Raw genomic sequence first — 23,537 nt, forward strand, 5'->3', positions numbered from 1 at the left:
TTGTAGACGCCGTTGTGTCGTCGCTCTATTCAGTTGGTTGGCTCAGCCGTCACCTCCGACGATGAGCGAGACGATGCGTTCCCGGTTGTCGGCGTGGGGGATCACCTCGCCGACCTTTCGACCGCGACGCATGATCATGGCGCGGTCGGCCATCTCGATCACGTGATCCATCGCGTGCGAGATGACGATGATGGCGCGCCCCTCGTCCCGAAGGCGCCGGATGAGTTCGAGCACCCGCCTGGACTCGCGTACTCCCAGAGCGGCGGTCGGTTCGTCGAGGATGACGACGCGGGAGGCGAAGGTGGCGGCCCGCGCGACGGCGATCGCCTGGCGCTGGCCGCCGGACATCAACCCCACCGACGCGCGCGTGTCCGGGATGCCAACCTGCAGCCGGCTGAGCACCTCGGCCGTGACGCCCGCCATCGCGCCGCGTCGCATGTATCGCAGGCCGCGCGGCAGCCACCGCGGGCCGGCGACCTCGCGCCCGGCGTAGAAGTTCGCCGCCGGATCGAGATTGTCGAACAGCGCCAGATCCTGGTACACGGTCTCGATGCCGTGGGCGCGGGCGGTGGTCGGCGAGGTGATCTCCACTGGTTCGCCGTCCATGTGGATCGCGCCGCCGTCGAGCTTGTGGACGCCGCTGAGGCAGCCGATGAGCGTCGACTTGCCGGCTCCGTTGTCGCCAAGGAGGGCAAGTACCTCGCCGTGGTGAACGGCGAGGTCGACGCCGTCCAGCGCCAGCACAGCGCCGAACCGCTTGGTGGCGCCGGTGACGGCGAGCGCCGGGGGAGTCGGGTGGTTCATGTCTGTGCCGCCTTCATCACTCGCAGGCGCTGCTCGACCCTCCCGCGGACGACGTCCAGCTCGACGGCGAGCACGATGACCGCGCCGATGACGATGGGCTGCAGGAAGGCGTCGACGTTCAGCAGGTTCATCCCGTTGCGGATCACGCCGATCATGAGCGCGCCGACCAGGGCGTTGGCGATGGTGCCGCGCCCACCGAGGAAGCTCGCGCCGCCGATGACGACGGCGGCGATGGTGTCGAGCTCGGCCAGCTCGCCGAAGGTGGGTGAGCCGCCGTTGAGCCGTCCGGAGGTGATGACCGCGCCGATACCCGCGGCGAGGCCACTGAGGACGTACACGGAGATCACCACGCGGTTGACCGGTACGGCGGCGCGCCGGGCCCCGTCCGGGTTGCCGCCCACGGCGTAGATCCAGCGGCCCCAGACCAGGCGCGTGGTGAGCAGCAGGCCCAGCAGCGCCAGGCCGGCGACGAGAAACCCAGAGTAGGGAAACCAACCGAGCGATCCGCCACCGATGTCCCGGACGATCTGTGGCATCCCCTGCAACGGCTGGCCGCCGGAGAGCCAGAGTGCCAGGCCACGGGCGATGCTCAAGGTGGCCAGGGTGACGATGAAGGGATGGGGCAGCCGGCCCCAGACAAAGACCGTGCCGTTGACGGCTCCGACCAGCGCCCCGGTGGCCAGCATCGCCAGAACGACCAGCGGCCCCGACGGAGTGGACGAGAAGACCAGCGCCCCGACGACCGCGGACAGGGCCAGCGTCGAGCCGACGGACAGGTCGATTCCCCGTGTGATGATCACGAGGAGCTGGGCCAGCGCGAGCACCGCGATCACGGCCGACTGGCTGAGCACGTTGCCGATGTTGCGCGGGGTCAGGAAGACCGGTGACAGCGACGCGGCGGCGATCACCACCGCCACCAGCATCAGTCCGGGGCCGATCCGGATCGTGGTCAGAGCGAGTTGGGGAGCGTCGAAACGCCAGGGTGGTCGTCGTGCGGCGAGCACGTTATCCGTATCCGCCATCGGATCGCTCCTCGTCAGCCGTCGGCGGCGGTTCATGGATGATCTGTTACGTGCATGTGAACAAATTGAGTAGTCGCTAACTGTAGGGCTGGATACATCAGATGTCTATCCTCAATTAGGCCCGCTATCACCCCAAGATCGCGCTTTGAATCAAGATTCATCAGATGTTCGAAATCGGGATATCGCCGCAATGGTGCGCGCGTCACCAGCTGATGGATGGTCTTTCCAGCCGGACCGTCCGCGCGGGTGTGGCGGGGGGATGACCGGTCCGCACCCGGACAGGCGTGGAGGTGCGGACCGCCCGGGACCGCACCCGGTAGGTCACGCGGCCCTTGACCGCTGCCGGCGCGTCGCGGTTTGCCCCGTCGGCCGGGCTGGCGTCGTGGCCGCCGTCGTACGCCAGCCACACCACCGGACAACCGGCCCGGCACCCGGAATACGTGGTGGTGTAGTGGGTCCGGCTGTCCCTGACCGGTTCCCGCGGGTTCTGCGGGGTGCAGCCGTTGTTCCTGACGAACCTGTCGCGCAGGGAGCGTCCGGCGGAGATGTTGAGTACCCCGTCGGCGATGCCATGGGCGCCGAAGTACGCGATCGGCTGGGTGCCGCCGCTGCATCCGCTGATCTGCGCGCCCGAGTAGACCGCGACCGCGCGGAAGACGGTCGGCTGTGTTGACGCACAGGTCCGCTTCGATCTGGCGGCGGATGTCGTCGACGAAGACGACGTCTTCAGCCGGCGGAAGCCGCCAGCGTGCCGACGTCCGCCGTCGACGCTCCCGCGCTGTGCGGCACAGTGACCGCCATGGCCACCGCCAGGACCAGTGGCGTCCCGGCCGCGACAGCCTTGAGGAGTGCTCTTCGCCCCACCATTACACGTCTCCTTCCCGTGGGGGGACTGACTATCACCGTGATCGGTGCCGGGCCGTCACCGATGTGGGGTCGACGAAACGCAGCGCGACAAGCAGCAAAATCAGGGTGGTCAGCATGTAGACCACGGACATCGCGTTGATCTGCTGTGAGGCCAGGTGCCCTGCCTGCACCGCCGATCCGTACAGCGCCACGACGAGGGTTTCGCTGTTGGGTCCGGAGACGAGGAAGGTCAGCTCGAACTGGCCGACGACCCGTACCAGAATCAGCACGCCGGCGGCCAGCAGTCCCGGCACCAGCAGCGGCGCGAGAACGTGGACGAACAGGCGTGGGCTGTTCGCGCCGAAGACCCGCGCGGCGTGTTCGACGCGGGGATCCACCTGGTCGACGAACGGGATGAGCACCAGCACCGCGAACGGGATCGACGGCACCAGGTTCACCAGCACGATGCCGGCCAGGCTGTCGTTGAGCCGCAGCATGTACACCAGCGTCGCCAACGGCACCGCGTAGGTCATGATCGGGATGACCTGCGGGACGAGGAACAGCAGCAGGAGCAGGCGCTTGCCGGGAAACGTCAACCGCGACAGCACGTACGCCGTCGGCAGCGCGACGACGAGCGAGATCACCACGACGGCGACCGCGACCTCGACCGTGACCAGCAGCAGCCGTCCCAACCCGAAGTCGCTCCACGCCGCCGTGTACCACCCGGTGGTGTAGCTTTCGGGCAGCCAGCCGGTGCTGAACCGCTGGGCCAGCGAGGCGAGGACCACCGAGGCGACCGCCAGCAGCAGGCCGCCGACGAAGACCCACAGTCCGCTCCAGGTGACCGCGCCCGTCAGGGTGACGCGGTGCCGCGACCACCGGTGCCCGTTCATCCCTTGCCCCCGGTGCTCGGTCCTTTGTAGAGCAGTCCCCGGGCGGCGAGCACGAGTCCCAGTACGGCCAGCTGGACGACCGCCATGATGACGGCGGCCGCGGACGCGGTGGAGTAGTGCCCGTAGCTGTACTCGGTGTACGCGATCTTGGAGAGCACGCGGGTGGGGCCCGCGTCGTTTCCCACGAGGGTCGCCGAGGGAAACACGCCGAAGGCGAGGATGAAGGCGAGGCAGAACGTAATGGTCAAGCCGGGCAGCAGGAGGGGAAGGGCGATGTGCAGGAACCTCCTGGCGGGGCTGGCGCCCAGCACCGCGGCGGCCTGTTCCAGGGTCGGGTCGATCCCGGACGCGTAGCCGACCATGAGCAGGAAGGCGAACGGCAGGCCGGTGAACACCAGCGACAGCAGTACGCCGGTGAAGTTCCCGACCAGCTGGAGCGGCTGGTCGATGACGCCGGCGGCCAGCAGGACGCGGTTGAGCCAGCCGGCGCGGCCGAGGAACTCGTTCATCGCCGCCGCCACGAAGACCGTGCCGAGGGTCATGGGGACGAGGACGACCGCGATGAGGGCGCGCTTGGCGCGGACCGCGCCGCGCATCCGGTACGCCAGCGGCAGCGCGAGCCCGACGTTGATGAGCGATGCGGCGAACGCCAGCCGCAGTGTCACGAGGATGGACTCGCGGCTGCGGCCGTTGTTGACGAAGCCGTTGGTGAAGAAGTCGGCGTAGGCCGACAGCGGCCCGCCTTCACCCTGGAACGACAGTCCCACCCCGTAGCACAGTGGATAGACGAAGAAGACGAGCATGAACACCACGCCCGGTGCGACGAGCCACAACATCGGGGTCAGGCCGTGCCGCCGGGCCCATGCCCGCGATGCGCCGGTAAGCGTCATCCCTGCTCTCCCTGCGCGACCAACTCCAGCTCCGGAGCGGAGACCGCGGCACCCTCCGTGGCCGGGAAGACCAGCACCCGCTCGGGGTCGACACTCGCGACCGCCCGCTCGCCCGGGGTCAGCGGCCGTGCCGCCCTGCCGTGGAGGACCTGCTCTCCGGGGCCTACCGCCTCGATGGCGAACTCGCGGCCCAGGTACTCGCAGACACGCACCCGCACCGGGATGGCGTTCGGCGCCGGGGCGGCGTCGTCGGGCAGCAGGCGCAGGTCGTCCGGGCGGATCAGGGCCACCGCGCGGCCGGACTTTCCCGTGGTGCCCGGTCGCGTCCGCAGGGCCAGCGAGCCGGTATGCAGGTCGCCGGCTCGCAGGTCGCCCTCCAGCACGTTCCGGTAGCCCATGAACGCGGCGACGAATGCGTTCGCCGGCTGTTCGTACACGTCGCTGGGGGTACCGATCTGCTGCACCGCGCCGTCCTTGAGCACCACGAGCCGGTCGGCGAGCGACAGCGCTTCGGTCTGGTCGTGTGTCACGTAGATCGTGGTCAGGCCGAGCTGCTGGTGCAGGAGCCGGATCTCGGTGCGCATGTCGAGCCGCAACTTCGCGTCCAGATTGGACAGTGGCTCGTCCATGAGTACCAGGCGCGGCTCGACCACCACGGCGCGGGCGATCGCGACCCGCTGCTGCTGGCCGCCGGAGAGCTGGCCCGGGTACTTGTGGGCGTGCTCGGTCAGGCGGACCAGCGCCAGCGCCCGGCTGACCCGTTCGACGCGCTCGTGCTTGGGGCGCCTGCGCATCCGCAGGCCGAAACCCAGGTTGTCCGCCACGCTCATGTGCGGGAACAGCGCGTAGTTCTGGAAGACCATGCCGATGCCGCGCTTCTCCGAGGGCAGCCGCTCGATCCGGTGGCCGTCCAGCGTGATGGTGCCCGCCGTGGGCTCGATCAGCCCGGCGACGAGGTTCAGCGCGGTCGTCTTGCCACAGCCGGACGGTCCCAGCAGCGCCACGAACTCCCCGGCGGAGACGCGCAGGTCCAGCTTTCGCAGGGCTACGAACGCGCCGAACTCGCGGCGCAGCCCGTCGATGGCCAGCACGCCGCCGCCGGGGGAGTGGTCTGTCATTTCTTCGAACCGATCCGGTCGTTCCAGGTGTCGTACTTCAGCTCGACGTGGTCGCCGACGACCGGGTTCTGGGGTGTCGCCTCGGCTATCAGCGCGGCGTTGAACTCGGGGCTGCCGAACCGCCGGTACTGGTCCTGCGCCTCGGCCGGCGCCATGGTCAGGTCGACGCCCTTGATGGGGAAAGCGGCCCGGAACGGAATGGTCAGGGCCTGTTGCTCGGGCTGCAGCATGTGCTTGACCAGAGCCAGCACCACGGCCAGCCGGCCCGGATCGATGCCGTTCGGCACGGCCGCCCACTGCGCCACCATGATGGTGTGCGGCTTGTCGAACGCCCGCATCGCGAACTGGTCGCTCAGCGTGCCCTTCTGCTTCATCTGCACGTCCCAGCCGGTCTCGGACACCGCGATGTCCAGCGAGCCCTTGGCCAGGGCGTCGAACGTGTCGACGGTCTTGTTCGCGTACGGGGCGGTGTACTTGTTGAGTTCCTCCAGGTACGCCCAGGTCTTGGTCCAGGAGCCCGGGTCGGTGGGGTTGGCGTCACCGAGCAGGTACGGCAACGCGTCGACGAGCTGGTTGGCCGGCCCGCTGCCGGTCGGTACGGCCGCGTAGCCGAACCGGCCCGGGTGTGCCTTGGCCCAGTCCAGCAGCTGCTGCGGCGTCCGCGGCGGATCGGTCACGGTTTTGGTGTTGTACGCCAGCACCGGCCCGTCCGCCTGCCCGGAGATGATCACGCCGTTGCCGCCCAGCGCCTTTTGGAGCTTCAGTGCGCCGGGAGTCATCTGCGCGTCGAGGTCCGGTAGCGCGCCGGCGTAGTTCGGCACCAGCGGTAGGACCGTCTTCTGCTTGGACAGCAGCGACAGCCCTTCGGTGCCGGTCAGGACCAGGTCGGTGGTCAGGTTTCCGGACTGCTGCTGGGCGTACAGCTTGCCCACCACGTCCGCCGACGTGCCGCTCTCGTACGTCACCTTCGAAACCAGCTTCGGGTTCGCCTTGGCGAAGTTCTCGATGAGGGGTTTGGTCAGCACGAGCACCCCGGAGACGTCGAGGATGCGCAGCTCGACGGGGGAGGTGGGCAGTTCCGGCGCGCCGGGCGGCGCGCTCGCCGGAGCGGTTGGCTCCGGCGGCGCGCACGCGGCGGCCGAGACGAGCGCGGCGGTGAGGGCCGCGGCGACGAGCGCGAGTCTCGATGGCTTCATTTCGACGTTCCTCTGTAGCTCTCAGGTGACCGGTGTGAGGTCGAAGCGGTCGAACGTGAGCCGGTAGGACGAGGAGGAGGGGTTGCGGGCGACGCTGCGGAACTCCAGCACGTTGTTGCCCGCGGCCAGGGAGATGTTGCCGAGATCGGCGCGGTAGTACGCGAATGCGCCGTACTCGTCGCGCGGCTGGCCGTGGGCGACCCCGTTGACGTAGAGCTGGAACACGCCGCGGGCGGCCTCGCGCTTGAGGATCGCGTTGATGTTGTACACCGCCGCGCGCGAGGTCGTGACCGTGTAGCGCACGTACTGGCCGGGTGCGGTCGCGTCGAGCGCGGTCGCCTGCCCGCCGCTGGCCTGGGCCTCGACGAAAGTGCGGTGCGTGACCCCGCCGCTGGCGGAGGTGGGGAGCGACTCGGCCTCGAAGGAGGTCTTGGGCGCCGCCGCTGTCGCCGACGTGACCCTGACCCGGTATACGCCGTGGGCCGGCAGGCTGGGCAGGGACAGCGTGACGGTGTTTCCGGAGACGGTGTAGTCGGCGTCGACGACGGTGGCCGGGAACGTGGCCGACCCGGTGTTGACGATCCGGTCGGCGATGACGTGTACCTGTCCCTGGCGCTGGAGGTAGCCGGCCGAGCCCAGGTTGTTGAGCGTAAGGGTGATCTCCTTGCTGCTCGTGTCCTGGTTGCCGATCAGGATGGTGGCCCGGCCGCGGGCCGGATCCGAGTCGGCCAGGCCGTCGAGGCCGGTGCCGCGGGTGACGCCTACGCGCCGTCCGGTCATGTCCTTCACGGTGTTGTAGTTCCACCAGACAGCGCGCGGAAGGTCGGCGGACTGGACGGTCAGGTTGCCGAGGGTGGCGACGAAGTTGGAGTTGCTACCGTGCCACTCCCACGCCGAGGTCAACCCGTACGCGAGGCCGTTGGCCGCGGACCGTTCCATGCGGGCGATCCAGGAGACGTTCTGGCCGGCGTTCCAGGCGTTCGGGCAGCCGTAGCAGGTGCCCTGGTACTCCGTGATGGCGAACGGCATCGGGGTGATCCCGTTGTTGATCAGCCACTGCCGCATCTGCGCGGTGTGCCCCTCGACGTCGCTGGGGTTGGCCGTCAGCTCGTGCCAGGACAGCACGTCGGGTATGCAGTTGTTGGCCTTGCAGTAGGTGAGGAACTCGGTGAGCCGGCTGAAGTTGAACCCGGTGAGCTCGGGCGCCTGTATCCGCTGGCTCGGCGAGAGCGCCTTGACGGTCTCGTAGGCGACGTCGTGGGCCTGCAGGTAGCGGCTGAACGGGCGCTGCGCGGTGTTCCACTGGATGTCGGGCTCGTTCCAGGTGATCCAGGAGTGCACCGGGTAGCCGCGGGACACGGACTCGTTGTAGACCTCGGTGACGATGTTTCGCCAGGTCTGCCAGTCGCCGTTGTCGCCGGGCCGGTACGGGCGCCGGGGGTCGGTGGGGTCGTCGACGTAGTAGTACAGGCCGACCATCAGCTGCGCGCCGGCCGCCGACACCCGCGACTGCGTGGCGGGGTCGAACAGGCTCGGGAGGTTGGGGTGGTGGTCGGCGCCGCGCAGCGCGCGCACGTTGACGGCGTCGACCAGGTACTGGGCCGGCGAGGTGGCCTCGACGCCGTGCAGGAAGCCGCTGGCCGTGCGGGTGGAGGCTCCGTTGTCGGCGGCGAAGTTGACGGCGAACGAGGCGGGGACGGCTTGGGCGGGGACGGAGGTGGCCACCAGGGCGACCGCGCTGGCGGTGCCGGCGACGCAGAGCGCTGAAATTATCCTGCGTATCACTTTGGGCCTTTCCGAAGCGCAGGCAGGGGACGGCCGGCCGAGCCGGTCGTCGCGTGGGGCACGGATCGGTACACCGGCGCGGCATGCGGCGGCGTGGAGGTGTGATGGCGTCAGGGTCGGAATGGCGCGGTGCGTGTAACCTGCCCGACATGAACGATAAACCGAAGGTAGTGATCGTTCACTCTGCTGTCAACACCATCAATGTCTCGTCGCCCGTCTGACTGGGGAGGAGCGCGACACATGGCGTCTGTACAGGAGTCCAGCCCCGGCCGTGCGCACCGGCCAGCGACGATCCGGCAGGTCGCGCAGGCGGCCGGGGTGTCGCACCAGACCGTGTCGCGGTTTCTGCGCGACGGCGGCGTGGGACTGCGTCCGGAGACGGTCCAGCGGGTCACGGAGGCGATCGAGGAGCTGAACTACCGGCCCAACCTCGCCGCGCGTTCGATGCGTACCCGGCGTCCCAACCGGATCGCGGTCGTGCTGCCGGTCTCCACCCACCTGGTGCCGATCCGGCTGCTCAACGGCGCCGCCAGCGCGGTACACGAAGCCGGTTTCCTGCTCGACGTGGTCGGCCTGGAGGGCGACGCGGTCGCGAGGTCGGCCCGCTTGCGCACCCTCCTGCATCCGGACAATGTGGACGGGATCATCTCGTTCGCGCCGCTCGCCGAGAGCCTGGACGGCATCGACCCGATGTCGTTCACGGTGCCGGTCGTGGTCGACGGCGAGTACGACGACGACATGCGCTCGCAGGGCCTGCTGGCCGACGCCTCGTGCGTCTCGGAGATCCTCGGCCTGCTCGCCGGCGCTGGTCACCGCCGGTTCTTCCACGTCGCCGGCGACCTGAGATGGGCCTCGGCCCGCAACCGCCGGGCCGCCTACCAGGCCGCCGTCGCGCGGCTCGGGCTGGACTCCCGCGGCATCGTCGACGGCGACTGGAGTGTCCGATCGGGCTTCGAGGCCGCCACCGAGGTCATCGCCGGCAGCGGCGCGACGGCGGTGTTCGCCGCCAACGACATGGTCGCGTACGGGGTCGTGCAGGGCCTGGTGAGTCAGGGCCTGCGGGTGCCGGAGCAGGTCAGCGTGTTCGGGTGGGACGACGACGAGATCGGCCGGTACCTCCGGCCGGCGCTGTCCACCGTGAGCGTCGACCGCGAGCGCCAGGGCCGGGAGGCGGCGCTGCGGCTGCTGGCCATCCTGCGCGGTGAGACGCCGCCGCCCGCGCTGGCGCTGACCAGCCTGCACCGCATCGTGCTGCGGGACTCCACCGGACCGCCACCTGCCGCGAGCTGACCTATTGTCGCGAGGGTGATCGTTCACTATGGTGGGTGAACGATCACCCTCGCGCCGTTCCCACGTCGAAGGGCTCGCCTATGCTCCGCACCCCACCACCCGAGCGCGGCGGCACCGGCGGCGGCCCGCACCGGGTCGCGATCGTCGGCACCGGCGGGATCGCGCACACCCATGCCGCCGCGCTCCGCGAGCTCGGCGACCGGGTGCGGCTCGTCGCCGCGATCGACGTCGACACGCCACTGGCCAGGCAGTTCGCACAGCGCTGCGGCATCGCCGACACGTACGCCTCGCTCGCGGACACTCTGGCGCACGCACCACCCGACGTGGTGCACATCTGCACGCCGCCGCGGTCACACGCGGCGCTCGCCGCGGCGTGCCTGCGCGCGGGCGTGGTGCCGGTGATCGAGAAACCCCCGACGATGTCGTTGACCGAGCTTGACGAACTGGTGGCGCTGGAACGGGAGTCCGGCGTACGGGCGGCGTGCGTGTTCCAGCACCGGTTCGGCTCGGCGGCGGCACGCCTGCGCGATCTGGTCGCCGCGGGCGCGCTTGGCCGGCCCCTGGTCGCGGCCGCGAACACGTACTGGTTCCGCGACGACGCCTACTTCGCCGTGCCGTGGCGGGGCTCGTGGCAGATGGAGGGCGGCGGTCCAACGATGGGCCACGGCATCCACCAGTTCGACCTGTTGCTGTCGGTCCTAGGTGGATGGAGCGAGGTGACGGCGATCGTGGGCACCCTGGCGCGACCGACGGAGACCGAGGACGTCTCGATGGCGCTGGTGCGATTCGACAACGGCGCCATGGCCACCGTGGCGAACTCCGTGGTGTCACCGCGCGAGACCTCCTACGTGCGGGTCGACTTCGAGCGGGCCACGGTCGAGGTCGAGCACCTGTACGGCTATGACGACACCGACTGGACACTCACCCCGGCACCCGGCCATCGCGTGCCACCCCAGTGGGACAGCGGCGGTGAGGGCAACGCCAGCGGCCACGCCGCGCAGTTCCGGGCCGTCTACGACGCGCTGGACGCCGGGGCGCCGCCTCCGGTCACGCTGGCCGAAGCGCGGCTGACAATGGAACTCGTAGCGGCGATATACGCGTCGGCGTTCACGAGACGCCCTGTGCGCCGCGGAGAACTGGGCACCACGAGCCCGTTCACCGTCCACATGGGAGGCCGCCCGCAGGACCGGCACCCGGAGGTGGCGGCGGCATGAGTCACCGGTTCGACGTCGTGCACGAGGCGGGCTCGGCGATGTCGGTGCGGGCCGGCCAGATGGAGCTGTTCCGGTACACCTACGCCGCGTCCGACCCGCAGGTCGAGTCGCCTCGGCCCTACCTGCACCCGATTCGCTCGCTGGCCGGCGACGTCGTCAGCGTGTACCGGCCCTGGGACCACGTCTGGCACAAGGGGCTGGCGCTGTCGCTGCCGCACCTGGGTCCGCACAACTTCTGGGGCGGCCCCACGTTCGTGCGCGGCCGGGGCTACCAGTGGCTCGACAACAACGGCTCGATGCGGCATGACGACGCCGCCGCGGTCGACCTCGGCGATGCCGACGTGGCGATCCGCCACCACCTGACCTGGCTGACCCAGCGGGGCGACCGGGTGATCGTCGAGGGCCGCCGCCTCGTCGCCGGCCTGCTGGACACCTCGGCGTGGGTGCTCGTGTTCGAGACGAGCCTGCTCAACGTGTCCGGAGCGACGATCACCATCGGGTCGCCCACCACGGAAGGGCGCGAGAACGCCGGGTACGGGGGCCTGTTCTGGCGCGGCCCGCGCTCGTTCGAGGGCGGCCGGGTCGAGGCCGGTGGCGGACTGCGCGGCGAGACCGCGGTGATGGGCTCGCGCGCACCGTGGGCGGCGTTCGTCGGGCAGCACGACGGCTCGGCGCGCTGGTCCAGCGTCCTGTTTGTCGACGACCCGGACAACCTGCGCCACCCGGTGCCGTGGTTCGCCCGCTCGACGCCGTTCGCCTGCCTGGGCCCCGCGCCGTTCTTCGACACCGCGCACCCCATGCCTGAGGGCGACCGCCTCGACCTGCGGTACGCCTTCGTGGTCGCCGGCGGCGCCGCCGACGCCGACCGGCTCGAGAGCCTGGCCGGGCAAGCGGCGGCGGCCCTGCGGCGTACCCGCCGCGCCGACCCGATCTCCGTCCCGTGAGCACCCTGTCCGACCGGGTACGCTGCGAACCGATCATGGTCAAGCGAGGACATGCGGTCGCGATCCCACGCCTCGGTTTCCACGCGCCGGACGACCGGGTGCCCGGCTTCGAGGTCATCGAGCTGGCGACGCTGCACGACCGGATGCGCGGTCGCGATCCCGGCGGGCTGCACCGGCTCGACTTCCACACTCTCACCCTGGTCACCGAGGGCACCGGCCAGCGAATGGTCGACTTCACCACCTACCCGTACGGCCCCGGGACCCTGCTGTGGGTCCGCCCCGACCAGGTCCAGCGCTTCGACCTCGCCGGCGCGTCCAATGGCACGCATCTGCTGTTCACCGCGGCGTTCCTGCCTCGGTACGGCACGGTGGAGCGGCTGGCCAACCAGTGGTACGGGCCGGTCCGCTGGCAACTGGGCACCGGTGACCAGTACGCCATGGTGACCACCCTGCTCCACCAGATCCGCGCCGAGTACGCCCGACAACCGGACGCTGTCTCGCCCGAGATCCTCCAGTCCTTGCTCGCCACGCTGCTGTTGCAGGTCGACCGGCTGCCCCTCGATCGGGAGCCGGGCGATCCGCGCGCCGGCGGGGAGATCTACACAATGTTTCGCGCCGAGCTCGAACGCTCGTACCAGAGCACCCGGCGCGCCGAGGACTACGCCGGACGGCTGGGCTACACCGTCAAGACCCTCACGCGCGCCTGCCTGGCCGCTACCGGAAAGCCAACCAAGCAGGTCATCGACGAGCGGGTCGCCTTGGAGGCCCAGCGCCTGCTGGCACACACGAACACGCCGGTCGCGTCGATCGGGCACCGGCTCGGCTTCACCGAGGCGACCAACTTCGGCAAGTTTTTCGCCCGCCATGTCGGCACCACGCCGGGCGAGTTCCGGCGCGCGCACGGTGGTCGCGCGTGACGGCAGCCCGTCACGAGCGCGGTGGGGACCCGGTGCTGTCCCGGATGACGAGGTGCGTGTCGAGCTCGTACCTGTTCTGCGCCAGCGCCTGCCCGCTGGCGAGCGCCAGCGCGAGTCTCGCCGCAGTGCCGCCCATCTCGGCGAACGGCTGACGCACCGTGGTCAGGCGCGGCGCGAGCCGCGCCGACTGGTCGATGTCGTCGAAACCCACCACGCTCAGGTCGTCGGGGATCCGCAGGCCGGCGCGGCGCGCCGCCTCGTAGACGCCCATGGCCTGCAGGTCGTCGCCGCACACGATGGCCGTGGGACGGTCGGGCGACGCCAGCAGGTCCGCCGCCAGATCCCGGCCGCTCTCGAACGTGAACACCCCTTGGCGTTCGAGGCTGTCGTCGAAGGGGATACCGGCGTGGTCCACAGCCGCCCGGAACCCGTCGCGCCGCGCCCGTGACGACAGATCCCTGACCGGACCGGTGAGCAGGCCGAGCCGCCGGTGGCCGAGTTCGAGCAGGTGCCGGGTGGCGGCCAACGCGCCGCTCCAGTTGCTCGAACCGACGGTGGGCGTGTCGAACAGGCCGCCCAGCGGGTCGATGGCCACCATGGGGATACCGCTCGCCGCCAGTTCCTCACTGTGCTTCGCGTCGACGACCGCGGACACGGTGATGACGCCGGTCGGCCTTCGCGCTATCAGCGGTGCCACCCACGAAACGCCCGACAGGACGTGGCGCCGCACATCGGTGAAGCCGACGGTGCAGCCGTGCGCGCTGGCGACCTCGTCGACGCCACGCAGGACCTCGATCGCGATCGACCCCAGCATCCACTCGAAGACGACCTCCAGAACCTGCGTGGTACCGCCCGGCGGCGGCCGGCGGTATCCGTGGTCGCGCAGCAGGGCCTCGACGCGCTCGCGGGTCCGCCGCCCCACGCCGGGACGCCCGTTGATCACCTTCGATACCGTCGGAGGCGATACCCCCGCGAGCTCGGCGATCGTCGCGATGGGGATGTCGCCGCGGCGCGCCTTGCGGCGGGGATGCGGCGGGCCCTCCTCGATCACGACCGGAGTCTATAGCTATCCGAACCTAGCTCTACTTTCGCGAAACATTGCCGCCACATCTTGACGACCGTCGTATATATCGGCGACAGTCCATGTAAGCGATGTGCGTTAACGCTAACAATGGCTAGAAAGGTCACTATCGTGCTTCTCAGCCGACGTGCACTCGTCAAGGCCGTCGCCGCCTCGGGCGCGCTCTCCGCGCTGTCGGTGGCGGGCCTGCCCGGTGCCGCATGGGCGGCGAACACCGCCTACGTCATGGCGTACTTCACCGAGACACCGCAGTTCCAGGGTGCGGACTACGGGCTGCACCTGGCGGTCAGCCGGGACGGTCTGAACTGGACGCCGCTCAACCAGAACAACCCCGTGGCGACGCCAACGGCCGGACAGATGGGCCTGCGGGACCCGTTCGTGTTCCGCAAGCTGGACGGCACCTTCATCGTGATCGCCACGGATCTCAAGGGCACGAACTTCGGCCAGAACAGCCAGTACCTGCACGTGTGGGACTCGACGAACCTGACGAGCCTCACCGGCTACCGCCGGATCCGGATGCACACGTTCAACGCGCACACCTGGGCGCCCACCGTCTTCTGGGACGCCGCGCGGAGCCAGTACGGCATCGTGTACTCGTGCAACAGCGGCGGTGACGTGTTCATGGTCAACTACACGACCGACTTCGTCAGCGTCACCGCGCCACAGGTGTTCTTCAGCCCCGGTTTCGGCGTCCTCGACGGCGACATCGTGGTCGACGGCGGCACCACGTACCTGTATTACAAGAACCTCTCGAACGGGCTCCTCTACGGCGCCCGCTCGTCCACCGGTGCGCCGAACAGCTTCACCACCTACACGTCGGGTCTGCGCATGGGCAACGCCATCGAGGCGCCGCTGCTGGTGAAGAACAACGAGGGCAACGGCTGGCGGCTGTGGGGTGACTCGTTCAGCCCGGTCAACGCCGACTACTACATCTGGTCCACCACCAACGTCGGCGCCAACTCGTGGACCGCCATGAACCAGCGGGACTACACGCCACCGCTGAACGCCAAGCACGGCTCGATCCTCGGTATCACCGACGCCGAGTACGACGGGATGGTCGCCCGCTGGGGCACGCCGAACTGGGTGCGGCTGAAGTCGTCCAACCTGCCCGACTACTTCGTGCGCCAGAGCAACAACGTCGCCCGGATCGACCCGTACCCGTTCGATCCGTACCGGGACCAGCTGTGGCGGATGGTGCCCGGCCTCGCGGACTCCGCAGGCGTTTCGTTCGAGTCGGTCAGCGTGCCCGGCCGGTACCTGCGCCACTACAACTACGCGCTCCGGCTCGACCCCAACGACGGTTCGGCGATCTTCCGCGCCGACGCCACCTTCTACCGCACGGCCGGCCTGGCGGACGCGACGTGGAACTCGTTCCGCTCGTACAACTTCCCCGACCGGTATGTGCGGCACGCCAACAATCTGCTGCGCATCGACCCGCTCAGCGCCAGCTCCAGCGTGAATGACCGGCAGAGCGCCACCTTCCGCGTCACGTCGTAGGGGGAAGACAGTCGTGAGAAAGCCATTCGTGAGGCGAGCCGTCGCGTGCGTCGCCAGCATGATGTGCGTGGCCGCACTGGCCGCCGCTCCCGCACGGGCCGACAACCCGATAGTGCAGACGATTTATACGGCGGATCCGGCGCCGTTGGTGCACAACGGTCGGGTGTACCTGTATACGGGGCATGATGAGGATGGCTCGACGTACTTCACGATGCGTGAGTGGCGGGTGTGGTCGTCGGCTGACATGGTGAACTGGACCGATCACGGGTCTCCGATGAGCCTGGGCACGTTCAGTTGGGCGAGTGCGGATGCGTGGGCGGGTCACACGATCTACCGGAATGGCCAGTTCTATTGGTATGTGCCGGTGAAGAACCGGTCGACGGGTCGGATGGCGATCGGGGTTGGTGTTTCGAGTAGTCCGACGGGGCCGTTCCGGGATGCGTTGGGTCGTCCGTTGGTGGAGAACGGGGAGATCGATCCGGCGGCGTTCATCGACGACGACGGGCAGGCGTATCTGTACTGGGGTAATCCGAACCTGTGGTATGTGCGGTTGAACCCGGACATGGTCTCGTTTTCGGGCAGCGCGACCCGGATCCCGTTGACGACCGCTGGATTCGGCACCCGCAGCGGCAACCCGAGCCGCCCCACGCTGTATGAGGAAGCGCCGTGGGTGTTCAAGCGCAACGGCTTGTATTACAACGTCTTCGCCGCGGAGTGTTGTTCGGAGTTCATCGCGTATTCGACGGCTCCGGGTCCGACCGGTCCGTGGACGTATCGGGGCACGGTCATGCCCAGGCAGGGCGGTAGCTTCACCAATCACGCGGGGATCGTGGACTTCGCCGGTGGGTCGTATTTCTTCTACCACAACGGCGCGCTACCGGGTGGTGGTGGCTTCACCCGGTCGGTGGCGGTGGAGAAGTTTAGTTACAACGCCAACGGCACGATACCGACGATCAACATGACGACCGCGGGGGCGCCGCAGATCGGCACCTTGAACCCGTACGTGCGCCAGGAGGCGGAGACGATCGCCTGGGAGTCCGGTGTGGAGACCGAACCCTCCACCGAAGGCGGCATGAACGTCGGCTGGGTCAACAACGGCGACTACATCAAGGTCAAAGGCGTCGCGTTCGGCAATGGCGCCAGATCCTTCACCGCACGGGTCGCCTCGGCGGCCAGCGGTGGGCGCATCGAGCTGCGACTGGGCAGCGCCAGCGGGGCGGTAGTGGGTACGTGCACCGTTTCGGGTACGCGTGGCTGGCAGACCTGGGCCAGCGTCTCATGCCCGGTGGCCGGCGCGACCGGCACGCACGACCTGTATCTCCGGTTCGCTGGCGGTAGCGGCTATCTGTTCAACCTCAACTGGTGGCAGTTCAACGTCACCGCCTGACCCGACCGGGGGTGGCCGGTGCGGAAATCCGGGTCTCCGCACCGGTCTCCGGTCCGTCCAGATCGGAGTCACCGAGCATGGCAAGTCGCTGCCGCACCGCGGGGCTGGTCCGGAGGACCACGCTCACGCAGACGGCGATGGCACTGTGCGTGGCGTCGACAAGTGCCGCGGCGCCTTCGGCCGAGACGTGGTCGACCTCGGTCAGGTCGATGACTAGGACATCTGGGCAGCCGGTGAGCACCGCGCGTATCGCCTGGTAGAGGGCGTCGCCGCTCCGGTCGTCGAGCTGGCCGGAGGCGATCAGGTGTAGGCCGTCCTGGCACACCTCTACCCGGCACGAGAAATCCATGACAATCAAGATATAGCGGGACTTTTTGGTTGGCAACGCGGTCCGAACTTTCTCGACATCCGCGAAAGTTTTGCCAAACCCCTTCACGAAGGCGGGCCGGCCAGTGACTCCTCGACGCCGATCAGATGGTTGGCCATCCGGATCCGGGCGCGCTCCGGGTCGTGCGCGGCCAGCGCCTTCCAGATGGCCAGGTGCTCCTCGTGGGTGCGCCGGTCGGCGCCTTCTTCGTGCAGGCTCCGCCACAACCGGCCGCGCACCGTCCGGCCCGCGAACGCCTCGATGAGCCCTACCAGTACCGGGTTGCCGGTGTGCGCGGCGATGATGCGGTGGAACTGGATGTCGATCTCGATGATGCGCTCGTGGTCCTGCGGTGCCTGGCTCATGATTCTGGTCGCCTCGTCGAGCAGGGCGCGGGCCTCGGCGAGCGCGCTGTCGGTGATCCTGCCGGCAGCCAGGCGGGCGGCCTCGCACTCCAGTAGGCGGCGTACGGCGTGGACGTGTCGGGCGTCGCCGCGGCCTTCGAGGTCGACGACGAAGCCAAGCGGGGCAAGCAGTTGGCCCACGTCGAGGTCGGTGACGTATGTGCCGTCGCCTTGCCGGGTGTTGACGACGCCCAGGATCGACAGCGCGGAGATGCCTTCCCGCAGCGAGCCGCGCGAGACACCCAGGGACTCGGCGAGGTCCTTCTCGACGGGCAGCCGGTCGCCGGGCCGGAAGGCGCCTTCAAGGATCATCCGCTTGATGCTGTTGATCACTTCGTCGGTGCGAGACATGCACCCATGGTCCTAGATGATCCCGTCGGCGGATACATCTGATGTCTTCTTACTCTGCGGTCAGGTAGGTCACCGTAGGTGCACGTCAGAGACATTGACTAATGCCGATTCGGAACTTAACGTGTGATGACTGGTGCCGGATGCACCGAATTCTGCCGAGAGGATCTCCACGATGTCCTCGTCACAGTCTCCGTTTACGCGCCGCAGGCTCATCGCCGCCGCCGGGCTGACCGGGGCCGCCGCGGCCAGCGGCCTGGTGAGGTTCAGCCCGGCCTACGCCACCGAGGGCCCGAGCAGCTACACGCCCACCTGGTCCTCTGTGGACCAACACCCGCCGGCGCCGGAATGGTTCCAGGACGCCAAGTTTGGCATCTACTTCCACTGGGGAGTGTTCAGCGTCCCGGCGTACGCCAACGAGTGGTATCCGCGAAACATGTACTTCGCGGGGTCGAACGAGAACAACCATCATCGCAGCGTCTACGGGGAGCCGTCGGCGTGGCCGTACCACAACTTCATCCTCGGGGCGAACGACAGGTCCGGCCGGTTCACGCAGTTCGCGCCGCGGCTGCGGTCGGCCGGCGGCAACTTCGACCCGGCCGAGTGGGCGCAGCTGTTCGCCGACGCCGGTGCCAGGTTCGCCGGGCCGGTGGCCGAGCACCACGACGGCTACTCGATGTGGAACAGCCGGGTCAACGAGTGGAACTCGGTGGCCACCGGGCCACGGCTGGACCTGCTGCGCCTGCACGCCGACGCGATCCGCGCCCGCGGCCTGAAGCTGATCGTGTCGCTGCACCACGCGTTCAACTTCACCGGCTTCTACGAGCGGGTGCCGGCACAGCCCACCGCCAGCCTGCGGAAGCTGTACGGCCAGCTCAGCGCCGGCGAGCAGCAGCAACTGTGGTACGACAAGCTCAAGGAGGTCATCGACGGCTACCAGCCCGACATCGTCTGGCAAGACTTCAACCTGCCCCGGATCGACGAGTCCCGGCGGCTGCAGTTCCTGGCGTACTACTTCAACCAGGCGGTCGCCTGGAACAAGGACGTCGTCACCACCTACAAGGACGGGCTTAACAACCGGGGGTCGGTCTACGACTTCGAGCGCGGCGGCCCGGCCGGCATCCAGAGCCCGTACTGGCTCACCGACGACAGCATCTCCAGCTCCAGCTGGTGCTACACCGTGGGCATCGGCTACTACTCGCTGGGCGCGATGCTGCACTCCCTGATCGACCGGGTCAGCAAGAACGGCAACATGCTGCTCAACATCGCGCCGATGGCCGACGGCACCATCCCCGCCGGGCAGCGCACGATCCTGCTGGGCATCGGTGACTACCTGCGCCGCTTCGGCGAGTCCATCTACGCGACGCGGGCGTGGGCGGCGTACGGCGAGGGCCCGACACAGATGGGCGGCGGCTCGTTCGTCACGCCTCGACCGGGCACCAACCGGGACATCCGGTTCACGCGGAGCAAGGACAACCGCGTCCTGTACGCCACCGTGCTCGGCTGGCCGGGCGGCACCCTGAACATCACCACGCTGAGCGCGAACCGGATCAACCTCAGCACGCTCACCTCGGCGCAGCTGCTCGGCTCGGCCGCGGGCTCGTACATCGACCTGCCGAACCGCGTCCAGGACGGCGCCGGCCTGCGCCTCACCATGCCGGCCACCGCCCCATACAGCGCGCCCGCGTACGTGGTGAAGCTGACCTTCTCCGGCCCGATCCCGACGCTGGGCGGCGGCAGCACACCGACCGGCTGGTCCCGGATCACCAACGTCGCGACGGGGCTCGTGCTGGACAGCGGCGGTAACGTCGCCTCCGGCTCGGTGCTCAAGCAGTGGAACTACGACGGCAGCACCAACCTGCACTGGCAGCTGGTCGACCTGGGCACCGGCTACCACCGCCTGGTCAACCGCACCAACGGCATGGTCGCCGACAGCGGCGGCAACAGCGCGAACGGTGCCAGCGCCATCCAGGCCGCGTGGAACGGCGGCAACAACCAGCAGTGGCGGCTCACCAGCGTCGGCAACGGCCGGTACCAGATCGTCAACCGCGGCACCGGCACCTGCCTGGACAGCGGGGGAGTGGCCACCGCCGGCTCGACCGTCAAGCTATGGACGCCCGACTCCAGCACCAACCTCCAATGGACGATCACCGCTGTCTGAACGGGGCACCCGGCGGGTCGATCGTGAACCGCGCAGGGTGAGGCCGCGGGAGCAGCGGTCCGCACCGCGACGAGCGTCGCGGTAGCTCAAAGCCCGATCTTGATCTTGTGACATGTCACCGCAGTCATCCCATGTGTCCATGGCTCCATGTGTGATCTTGGTAGCGCGAACTCCGTGTTCACCTGGCGAATCCCGGCAGGCGCTGGACACAGATGGATCTAGCGGCTATAAATCCATCCCATGGCTCGTAACAGTGCTCGGGCGGCCGAACTCACCTACCGGCCGTCCTGGCGCTCGGTCGACCGGCACCTGCCGGCTCCGGAGTGGTTCCAGGACGCGAAGTTCGGCATCTACTTCCACTGGGGCGTGTTCAGCGTGCCGGCCTACGACAGCGAGTGGTACCCGCGGCACATGCACATCGACGGCCATGCCGCACGCACGCACCACGTGGCGACCTACGGCGACCCCTCGGAGTGGCCGTACCACCACTTCATCGACGGCGCGCCGGACCTGGCGGGCAACGACGTGGAGTTCGCGCCGAGGCTGACGTCGGCCGGCGGCAACTTCGACCCCGACGAGTGGGCGCAGCTGTTCGTCGACGCCGGCGCCAGGTTCGCCGGTCCGGTGGCGGAGCACCACGACGGCTACTCGATGTGGGACAGTGACGTCAACGAGTGGAACTCCGTCGCCAAGGGCCCGGGCCTGGACCTGCTGCGGCTGTTCACCACCGCGATCCGCGCCAAGAACCTGAAGCTGCTCGTCGCGATGCACCACGCGTACCACTACAACGGCTTCTTCGAACACGTCCCGGCCCAGTCGACGCCGACCCTGCGAAAGCTGTACGGGCAGCTGGAACGGGCGCGGCAGGACCGGCTGTGGTACGAGCGGCTCAAGGAGGTCATCGACCGCGCGCGCCCCGACATCATCTGGCAGGACTTCAAGCTGGACGCGGTCGACGAGAGGCAACGGCTCAAGTTCCTGGCGTACTACTACAACCAGGCCGAGACGTGGGGCGCGGAGGTCGTCGCCACCTACAAGGACGGGTTCAACGACAAGGGCGAGGTCTACGACTACGAGCGCGGCGGCCCGGCCGACATCACCGCCCCGTACTGGCTCACCGACGACAGCATCTCCAGTTCCAGCTGGTGCTACACCGAGGGCATCGGCTACTACACGCTCCCGCAGATGCTGCACTCGCTGATCGACCGGGTCAGCAAGAACGGCAACATGCTGCTCAACATCGCGCCCATGGCGGACGGCACGATTCCCCAGGCGCAGAAGGACATCCTGCTCGGCATCGGCGACTACCTGCGGCGCTTCGGCGAGTCGATCTACTCGACCCGGGCCTGGACCGTGTACGGCGAGGGGCCGACGAAGATGGGTGGCGGCTCGTTCATCGCTCCGGAGGCCGGTACGGCCCGCGACATCCGGTTCACCCGCGAGAAGGCGAACACCGCCCTGTACGCGACGGTGTTGGGATGGCCGGGCAGCTCGCTGACGATCACGACGCTCCGCGCGGGCCGGATCAACCTCGATTCGCTGGCGTCGGTGCGGCTGCTGAGCTCGGCGGCCGGCACGTATCTCAACCTGCCCACCCCGACACAGGACGCGGCTGGGCTGCACGTGACGCTGCCCGAGGCCGCGCCGTTCGCCGCCGACGCGTACGTGCTCAAGCTCTCGTTCTCTGGCCAGATCCCCGACCTGGACGTTCGCCCAGTCTGACGCGTCACGCGATCGTGTAATTGAAGCCGATCTATCTCTGTCACTAGCCTGCCCACATGGAGCTGTCACGCCACCCTCGGTGGCGGCGCCCGGCCCTCATCATCGCCGGCACCGCCCTCGTGGCCGCCGTCTTCACCCAGGTGGGTGCGGCCGCGGCCACGGGAACCCCCAACACCGGCACATCGCCCTCGCCCTCACCGACGAAGCCTTCACCGTCACCGACGAAGCCGCCGAACCATCCACCCGTCTGCTCCGCGGTGACCGTCAGCCCGGACTCGCTCTGGCCGCCGAACCACAAGTTCGTGGCGGTCACCCTCACCGGCGCCACCGACCCGGACGGAGACAAGACCACCCTCACCATCACCGGCGTCACCCAGGACGAGCCGCTCGACGGCCTCGGCGACGGCGACACGGCGCCTGACGCTGCGGTGGTGGCCGGTCGCACCGACCAGGTCCAGCTCCGCGCGGAACGCAGCGGCACCGGCGACGGCCGGGTCTACCGCATCTCCTTCACCGTCTCCGACGGCAAGGACAGGTGCACCGGCACGGTGTACGTCGGCGTGCCGCACGACCAATCCGGCGACCCGGCGGTGGACACCAAGTCCGTGGTCGTCAACTCGTTCGGCTAGCGCCTGAAATTGGCAGCACGGCCCTCCCGCCGCGATCGGCGGGAGGGCCGTGATCTAGACAGCGACGGGCTCAGAGCGGCTGCGGCTCCGCGTAGAGGAAGTCGTCCATCACGACGACATCCCAGCTACCCCCGTCGTTGTTGGTCGCGCTGAGCGGCCTGTTCCCGGTGGTGATCCGGACCTCGTAGATGTCGGCATCGGTCTTCACGCCGAGGAACGACAGGCTCTTGTTGGCCTGCTGACCCCGCGGCACGTGCTGCCACCAGATCAGTCCACCCCACTGGTCGTACAGCTCGATCTTCGTGCTGTTGGCCAGGTCGACGTCGGTGAAGACCGCACCGAACCCCTTGACCGTCGCCGGCCAGTTGCTGCCGGGCTGGAAGAAGTTGATCCGCATCTGGTTGGTACCGACCGGCGTGAAGAGCCGCTCGGGGCTGAACGTGCCGAAGATGTTCGGGTACTGCGGGTTCAGGTTCCCGAAGCGCACCGGCGTGTTGGTCGGGTTGGCGCTGTCCGCGCTGACCTGGAACCGGTTGTTGCTGCTGGAGAAGACCACACCACGCGGGGCGGTCGTGTTGAAGAAGTCGCGCGGCAGCGCGTTGGGCGCGGACTGCGCGTCCGGCGTACCGTCCCAGTTGATCTCGCGGCGACCAGCGGGCTGGCTTCCCAGGGCGCTGCCGTTGTTGGGGTCACCGAGCAGGGTGCGGTACAGGTTGACGGTCGTCGCGAGCCCGGCGGCGTCGGCGGCCGTACCCTCGATCTTGGTGACCGCGGCGGACGCCGGCGGCGCCAGCGCCACGACTCCGACCGACGCGGCCGCCGCGGTGGCGGCCGCCAGCCCGAGGAGGCGCCGGCGGAGTACCCGGGTGTTCTGTCGCATGAGGATGTTCCCCCCGAAGTAGGACGTGCCCGTGTTGGACGTGCCCGGACTGTCCAGGCCGGTAAAGCGTCCGCCAGGGGTGCGGGGTGAGATGCGGGGTGCCGCGGGGGGAAACGCTGAAGACACTGGTCAGGGCCTGATA

General features: G+C 68.8%; 23 protein-coding genes. 10 read left to right on the forward strand and 13 right to left on the reverse strand.

The window, feature by feature from the left end; all coding sequences use genetic code 11:
• Window positions 1-42: 42 nt before the first annotated feature.
• The 3 genes from QMG73_RS23240 to QMG73_RS23250 form a co-directional block, all read right to left on the reverse strand.
• On the reverse strand, window positions 43-804 hold the full coding sequence (locus QMG73_RS23240) for an ATP-binding cassette domain-containing protein (RefSeq protein ID WP_281898957.1): 762 nt from the start codon (window positions 802-804) through the stop codon (window positions 43-45).
• The gene (locus QMG73_RS23245; RefSeq protein ID WP_281898958.1) at window positions 801-1,826 is read right to left on the reverse strand and encodes an ABC transporter permease; all 1,026 of its coding nucleotides are present in this window, start codon (window positions 1,824-1,826) and stop codon (window positions 801-803) included. Before QMG73_RS23245 ends, QMG73_RS23240 begins: the two co-directional genes overlap by 4 nt.
• 202 nt (window positions 1,827-2,028) lie before the next feature.
• On the reverse strand, window positions 2,029-2,238 hold the full coding sequence (locus QMG73_RS23250) for a hypothetical protein (protein ID WP_281898960.1): 210 nt from the start codon (window positions 2,236-2,238) through the stop codon (window positions 2,029-2,031).
• Between the two features lie 82 nt (window positions 2,239-2,320).
• Between QMG73_RS23250 and QMG73_RS23255 the strand changes: the two genes are divergently transcribed.
• A complete protein-coding gene (locus QMG73_RS23255; protein WP_281898962.1) occupies window positions 2,321-2,464 on the forward strand; it encodes a hypothetical protein in 144 nt (47 codons plus the stop codon).
• Between the two features lie 88 nt (window positions 2,465-2,552).
• Here QMG73_RS23255 and QMG73_RS23260 read toward each other — a convergent pair whose 3' ends face one another.
• Genes QMG73_RS23260 through QMG73_RS23285 form a run of 6 tightly spaced genes read right to left on the reverse strand, consistent with a single transcriptional unit; the run spans window position 2,553 to window position 8,554 of the window.
• Window positions 2,553-2,693 (reverse strand): hypothetical protein, encoded by a 141-nt coding sequence (locus QMG73_RS23260; protein ID WP_281898964.1) that lies wholly within the window; start codon window positions 2,691-2,693, stop codon window positions 2,553-2,555.
• 32 nt (window positions 2,694-2,725) lie between these two features.
• Complete coding sequence (locus QMG73_RS23265; protein ID WP_281898966.1) at window positions 2,726-3,565, reverse strand: ABC transporter permease; 840 nt, start codon at window positions 3,563-3,565, stop codon at window positions 2,726-2,728.
• A complete protein-coding gene (locus tag QMG73_RS23270) occupies window positions 3,562-4,455 on the reverse strand; it encodes an ABC transporter permease (RefSeq protein ID WP_281898968.1) in 894 nt (297 codons plus the stop codon). Before QMG73_RS23270 ends, QMG73_RS23265 begins: the two co-directional genes overlap by 4 nt.
• Window positions 4,452-5,573 carry an ABC transporter ATP-binding protein gene (locus QMG73_RS23275; RefSeq protein ID WP_281898970.1) on the reverse strand — a complete coding sequence of 374 codons (1,122 nt, stop codon included), beginning with the start codon at window positions 5,571-5,573 and terminating at the stop codon, window positions 4,452-4,454. Before QMG73_RS23275 ends, QMG73_RS23270 begins: the two co-directional genes overlap by 4 nt.
• On the reverse strand, window positions 5,570-6,769 hold the full coding sequence (locus QMG73_RS23280) for an extracellular solute-binding protein (protein ID WP_281898972.1): 1,200 nt from the start codon (window positions 6,767-6,769) through the stop codon (window positions 5,570-5,572). Before QMG73_RS23280 ends, QMG73_RS23275 begins: the two co-directional genes overlap by 4 nt.
• 21 nt (window positions 6,770-6,790) lie before the next feature.
• A complete protein-coding gene (locus QMG73_RS23285) occupies window positions 6,791-8,554 on the reverse strand; it encodes a hypothetical protein (RefSeq protein ID WP_281898975.1) in 1,764 nt (587 codons plus the stop codon).
• Window positions 8,555-8,794: 240 nt separating this feature from the next.
• Here QMG73_RS23285 and QMG73_RS23290 point away from each other — a divergent pair, with 240 nt between their 5' ends.
• The 4 genes from QMG73_RS23290 (at window position 8,795) to QMG73_RS23305 (ending at window position 12,919) form a co-directional block, all read left to right on the forward strand.
• On the forward strand, window positions 8,795-9,844 hold the full coding sequence (locus QMG73_RS23290) for a LacI family DNA-binding transcriptional regulator (protein WP_281898977.1): 1,050 nt from the start codon (window positions 8,795-8,797) through the stop codon (window positions 9,842-9,844).
• Window positions 9,845-9,924: 80 nt separating this feature from the next.
• Complete coding sequence (locus tag QMG73_RS23295) at window positions 9,925-11,058, forward strand: Gfo/Idh/MocA family protein (RefSeq protein ID WP_281898978.1); 1,134 nt, start codon at window positions 9,925-9,927, stop codon at window positions 11,056-11,058.
• On the forward strand, window positions 11,055-12,002 hold the full coding sequence (locus tag QMG73_RS23300; RefSeq protein WP_281898979.1) for a DUF6807 domain-containing protein: 948 nt from the start codon (window positions 11,055-11,057) through the stop codon (window positions 12,000-12,002). Before QMG73_RS23295 ends, QMG73_RS23300 begins: the two co-directional genes overlap by 4 nt.
• Entirely contained in the window at window positions 11,999-12,919 is a 921-nt protein-coding gene (locus QMG73_RS23305) for an AraC family transcriptional regulator (RefSeq protein WP_281898980.1), read from the forward strand. The genes QMG73_RS23300 and QMG73_RS23305 overlap by 4 nt, the downstream gene beginning before the upstream one ends.
• 10 nt (window positions 12,920-12,929) lie before the next feature.
• On the opposite strand, the gene QMG73_RS23310 is transcribed toward QMG73_RS23305, so the two are convergent.
• A complete protein-coding gene (locus tag QMG73_RS23310) occupies window positions 12,930-13,970 on the reverse strand; it encodes a LacI family DNA-binding transcriptional regulator (protein ID WP_281898982.1) in 1,041 nt (346 codons plus the stop codon).
• 141 nt (window positions 13,971-14,111) lie between these two features.
• Here QMG73_RS23310 and QMG73_RS23315 point away from each other — a divergent pair, with 141 nt between their 5' ends.
• Window positions 14,112-15,497, forward strand: a complete 1,386-nt coding sequence (locus QMG73_RS23315) for a glycoside hydrolase family 43 protein (RefSeq protein WP_281898984.1) — start codon at window positions 14,112-14,114, stop codon at window positions 15,495-15,497.
• 13 nt (window positions 15,498-15,510) lie between these two features.
• The gene (locus QMG73_RS23320) at window positions 15,511-16,884 is read left to right on the forward strand and encodes a glycoside hydrolase family 43 protein (RefSeq protein WP_281898985.1); all 1,374 of its coding nucleotides are present in this window, start codon (window positions 15,511-15,513) and stop codon (window positions 16,882-16,884) included.
• Here the strand turns inward: QMG73_RS23320 and QMG73_RS23325 are convergent.
• Together QMG73_RS23325 and QMG73_RS23330 are read right to left on the reverse strand one after the other, a co-directional pair.
• Window positions 16,874-17,233 (reverse strand): STAS domain-containing protein, encoded by a 360-nt coding sequence (locus tag QMG73_RS23325; protein WP_281898986.1) that lies wholly within the window; start codon window positions 17,231-17,233, stop codon window positions 16,874-16,876. The genes QMG73_RS23320 and QMG73_RS23325 overlap by 11 nt on opposite strands.
• 83 nt (window positions 17,234-17,316) lie before the next feature.
• The gene (locus tag QMG73_RS23330) at window positions 17,317-18,006 is read right to left on the reverse strand and encodes a FadR/GntR family transcriptional regulator (protein ID WP_281898987.1); all 690 of its coding nucleotides are present in this window, start codon (window positions 18,004-18,006) and stop codon (window positions 17,317-17,319) included.
• A 172-nt stretch (window positions 18,007-18,178) separates the two neighbouring features.
• Here QMG73_RS23330 and QMG73_RS23335 point away from each other — a divergent pair, with 172 nt between their 5' ends.
• The 3 genes from QMG73_RS23335 (at window position 18,179) to QMG73_RS23345 (ending at window position 22,515) form a co-directional block, all read left to right on the forward strand.
• Window positions 18,179-20,164: an alpha-L-fucosidase gene (locus QMG73_RS23335; RefSeq protein WP_281898989.1), complete on the forward strand. Its 1,986-nt coding sequence runs from the start codon at window positions 18,179-18,181 to the stop codon at window positions 20,162-20,164.
• Between the two features lie 240 nt (window positions 20,165-20,404).
• The gene (locus tag QMG73_RS23340; RefSeq protein WP_281898991.1) at window positions 20,405-21,886 is read left to right on the forward strand and encodes an alpha-L-fucosidase; all 1,482 of its coding nucleotides are present in this window, start codon (window positions 20,405-20,407) and stop codon (window positions 21,884-21,886) included.
• Window positions 21,887-21,942: 56 nt separating this feature from the next.
• Complete coding sequence (locus QMG73_RS23345) at window positions 21,943-22,515, forward strand: hypothetical protein (RefSeq protein WP_281898993.1); 573 nt, start codon at window positions 21,943-21,945, stop codon at window positions 22,513-22,515.
• 70 nt (window positions 22,516-22,585) lie between these two features.
• Here the strand turns inward: QMG73_RS23345 and QMG73_RS23350 are convergent, their stop codons facing one another.
• Complete coding sequence (locus QMG73_RS23350; RefSeq protein WP_281898995.1) at window positions 22,586-23,395, reverse strand: hypothetical protein; 810 nt, start codon at window positions 23,393-23,395, stop codon at window positions 22,586-22,588.
• Window positions 23,396-23,537: the final 142 nt, after the last annotated feature.

Origin of the sequence: Phytohabitans aurantiacus (assembly GCF_027923225.1) — a bacterium.
In the GTDB taxonomy this organism is placed as follows: domain Bacteria; phylum Actinomycetota; class Actinomycetes; order Mycobacteriales; family Micromonosporaceae; genus Phytohabitans; species Phytohabitans aurantiacus.

Excerpts from the sequence above, each read along its gene's own strand:
- QMG73_RS23280 (WP_281898972.1), bottom strand. The coding sequence starts at position 6,769 with ATGAAGCCATCGAGACTCGCGCTCGTCGCCGCGGCCCTCACCGCCGCG.
- QMG73_RS23265 (WP_281898966.1), bottom strand. The coding sequence starts at position 3,565 with ATGAACGGGCACCGGTGGTCGCGGCACCGCGTCACCCTGACGGGCGCG.
- QMG73_RS23340 (WP_281898991.1), top strand. The coding sequence starts at position 20,405 with ATGGCTCGTAACAGTGCTCGGGCGGCCGAACTCACCTACCGGCCGTCC.
- QMG73_RS23300 (WP_281898979.1), top strand. The coding sequence starts at position 11,055 with ATGAGTCACCGGTTCGACGTCGTGCACGAGGCGGGCTCGGCGATGTCG.
- QMG73_RS23245 (WP_281898958.1), bottom strand. The coding sequence starts at position 1,826 with ATGGCGGATACGGATAACGTGCTCGCCGCACGACGACCACCCTGGCGT.
- QMG73_RS23350 (WP_281898995.1), bottom strand. The coding sequence starts at position 23,395 with ATGCGACAGAACACCCGGGTACTCCGCCGGCGCCTCCTCGGGCTGGCG.
- QMG73_RS23330 (WP_281898987.1), bottom strand. The coding sequence starts at position 18,006 with ATGTCTCGCACCGACGAAGTGATCAACAGCATCAAGCGGATGATCCTT.
- QMG73_RS23290 (WP_281898977.1), top strand. The coding sequence starts at position 8,795 with ATGGCGTCTGTACAGGAGTCCAGCCCCGGCCGTGCGCACCGGCCAGCG.
- QMG73_RS23240 (WP_281898957.1), bottom strand. The coding sequence starts at position 804 with ATGAACCACCCGACTCCCCCGGCGCTCGCCGTCACCGGCGCCACCAAG.
- QMG73_RS23345 (WP_281898993.1), top strand. The coding sequence starts at position 21,943 with ATGGAGCTGTCACGCCACCCTCGGTGGCGGCGCCCGGCCCTCATCATC.
- QMG73_RS23270 (WP_281898968.1), bottom strand. The coding sequence starts at position 4,455 with ATGACGCTTACCGGCGCATCGCGGGCATGGGCCCGGCGGCACGGCCTG.
- QMG73_RS23335 (WP_281898989.1), top strand. The coding sequence starts at position 18,179 with ATGTCCTCGTCACAGTCTCCGTTTACGCGCCGCAGGCTCATCGCCGCC.
- QMG73_RS23260 (WP_281898964.1), bottom strand. The coding sequence starts at position 2,693 with ATGGTGGGGCGAAGAGCACTCCTCAAGGCTGTCGCGGCCGGGACGCCA.
- QMG73_RS23325 (WP_281898986.1), bottom strand. The coding sequence starts at position 17,233 with ATGGATTTCTCGTGCCGGGTAGAGGTGTGCCAGGACGGCCTACACCTG.
- QMG73_RS23275 (WP_281898970.1), bottom strand. The coding sequence starts at position 5,573 with ATGACAGACCACTCCCCCGGCGGCGGCGTGCTGGCCATCGACGGGCTG.
- QMG73_RS23295 (WP_281898978.1), top strand. The coding sequence starts at position 9,925 with ATGCTCCGCACCCCACCACCCGAGCGCGGCGGCACCGGCGGCGGCCCG.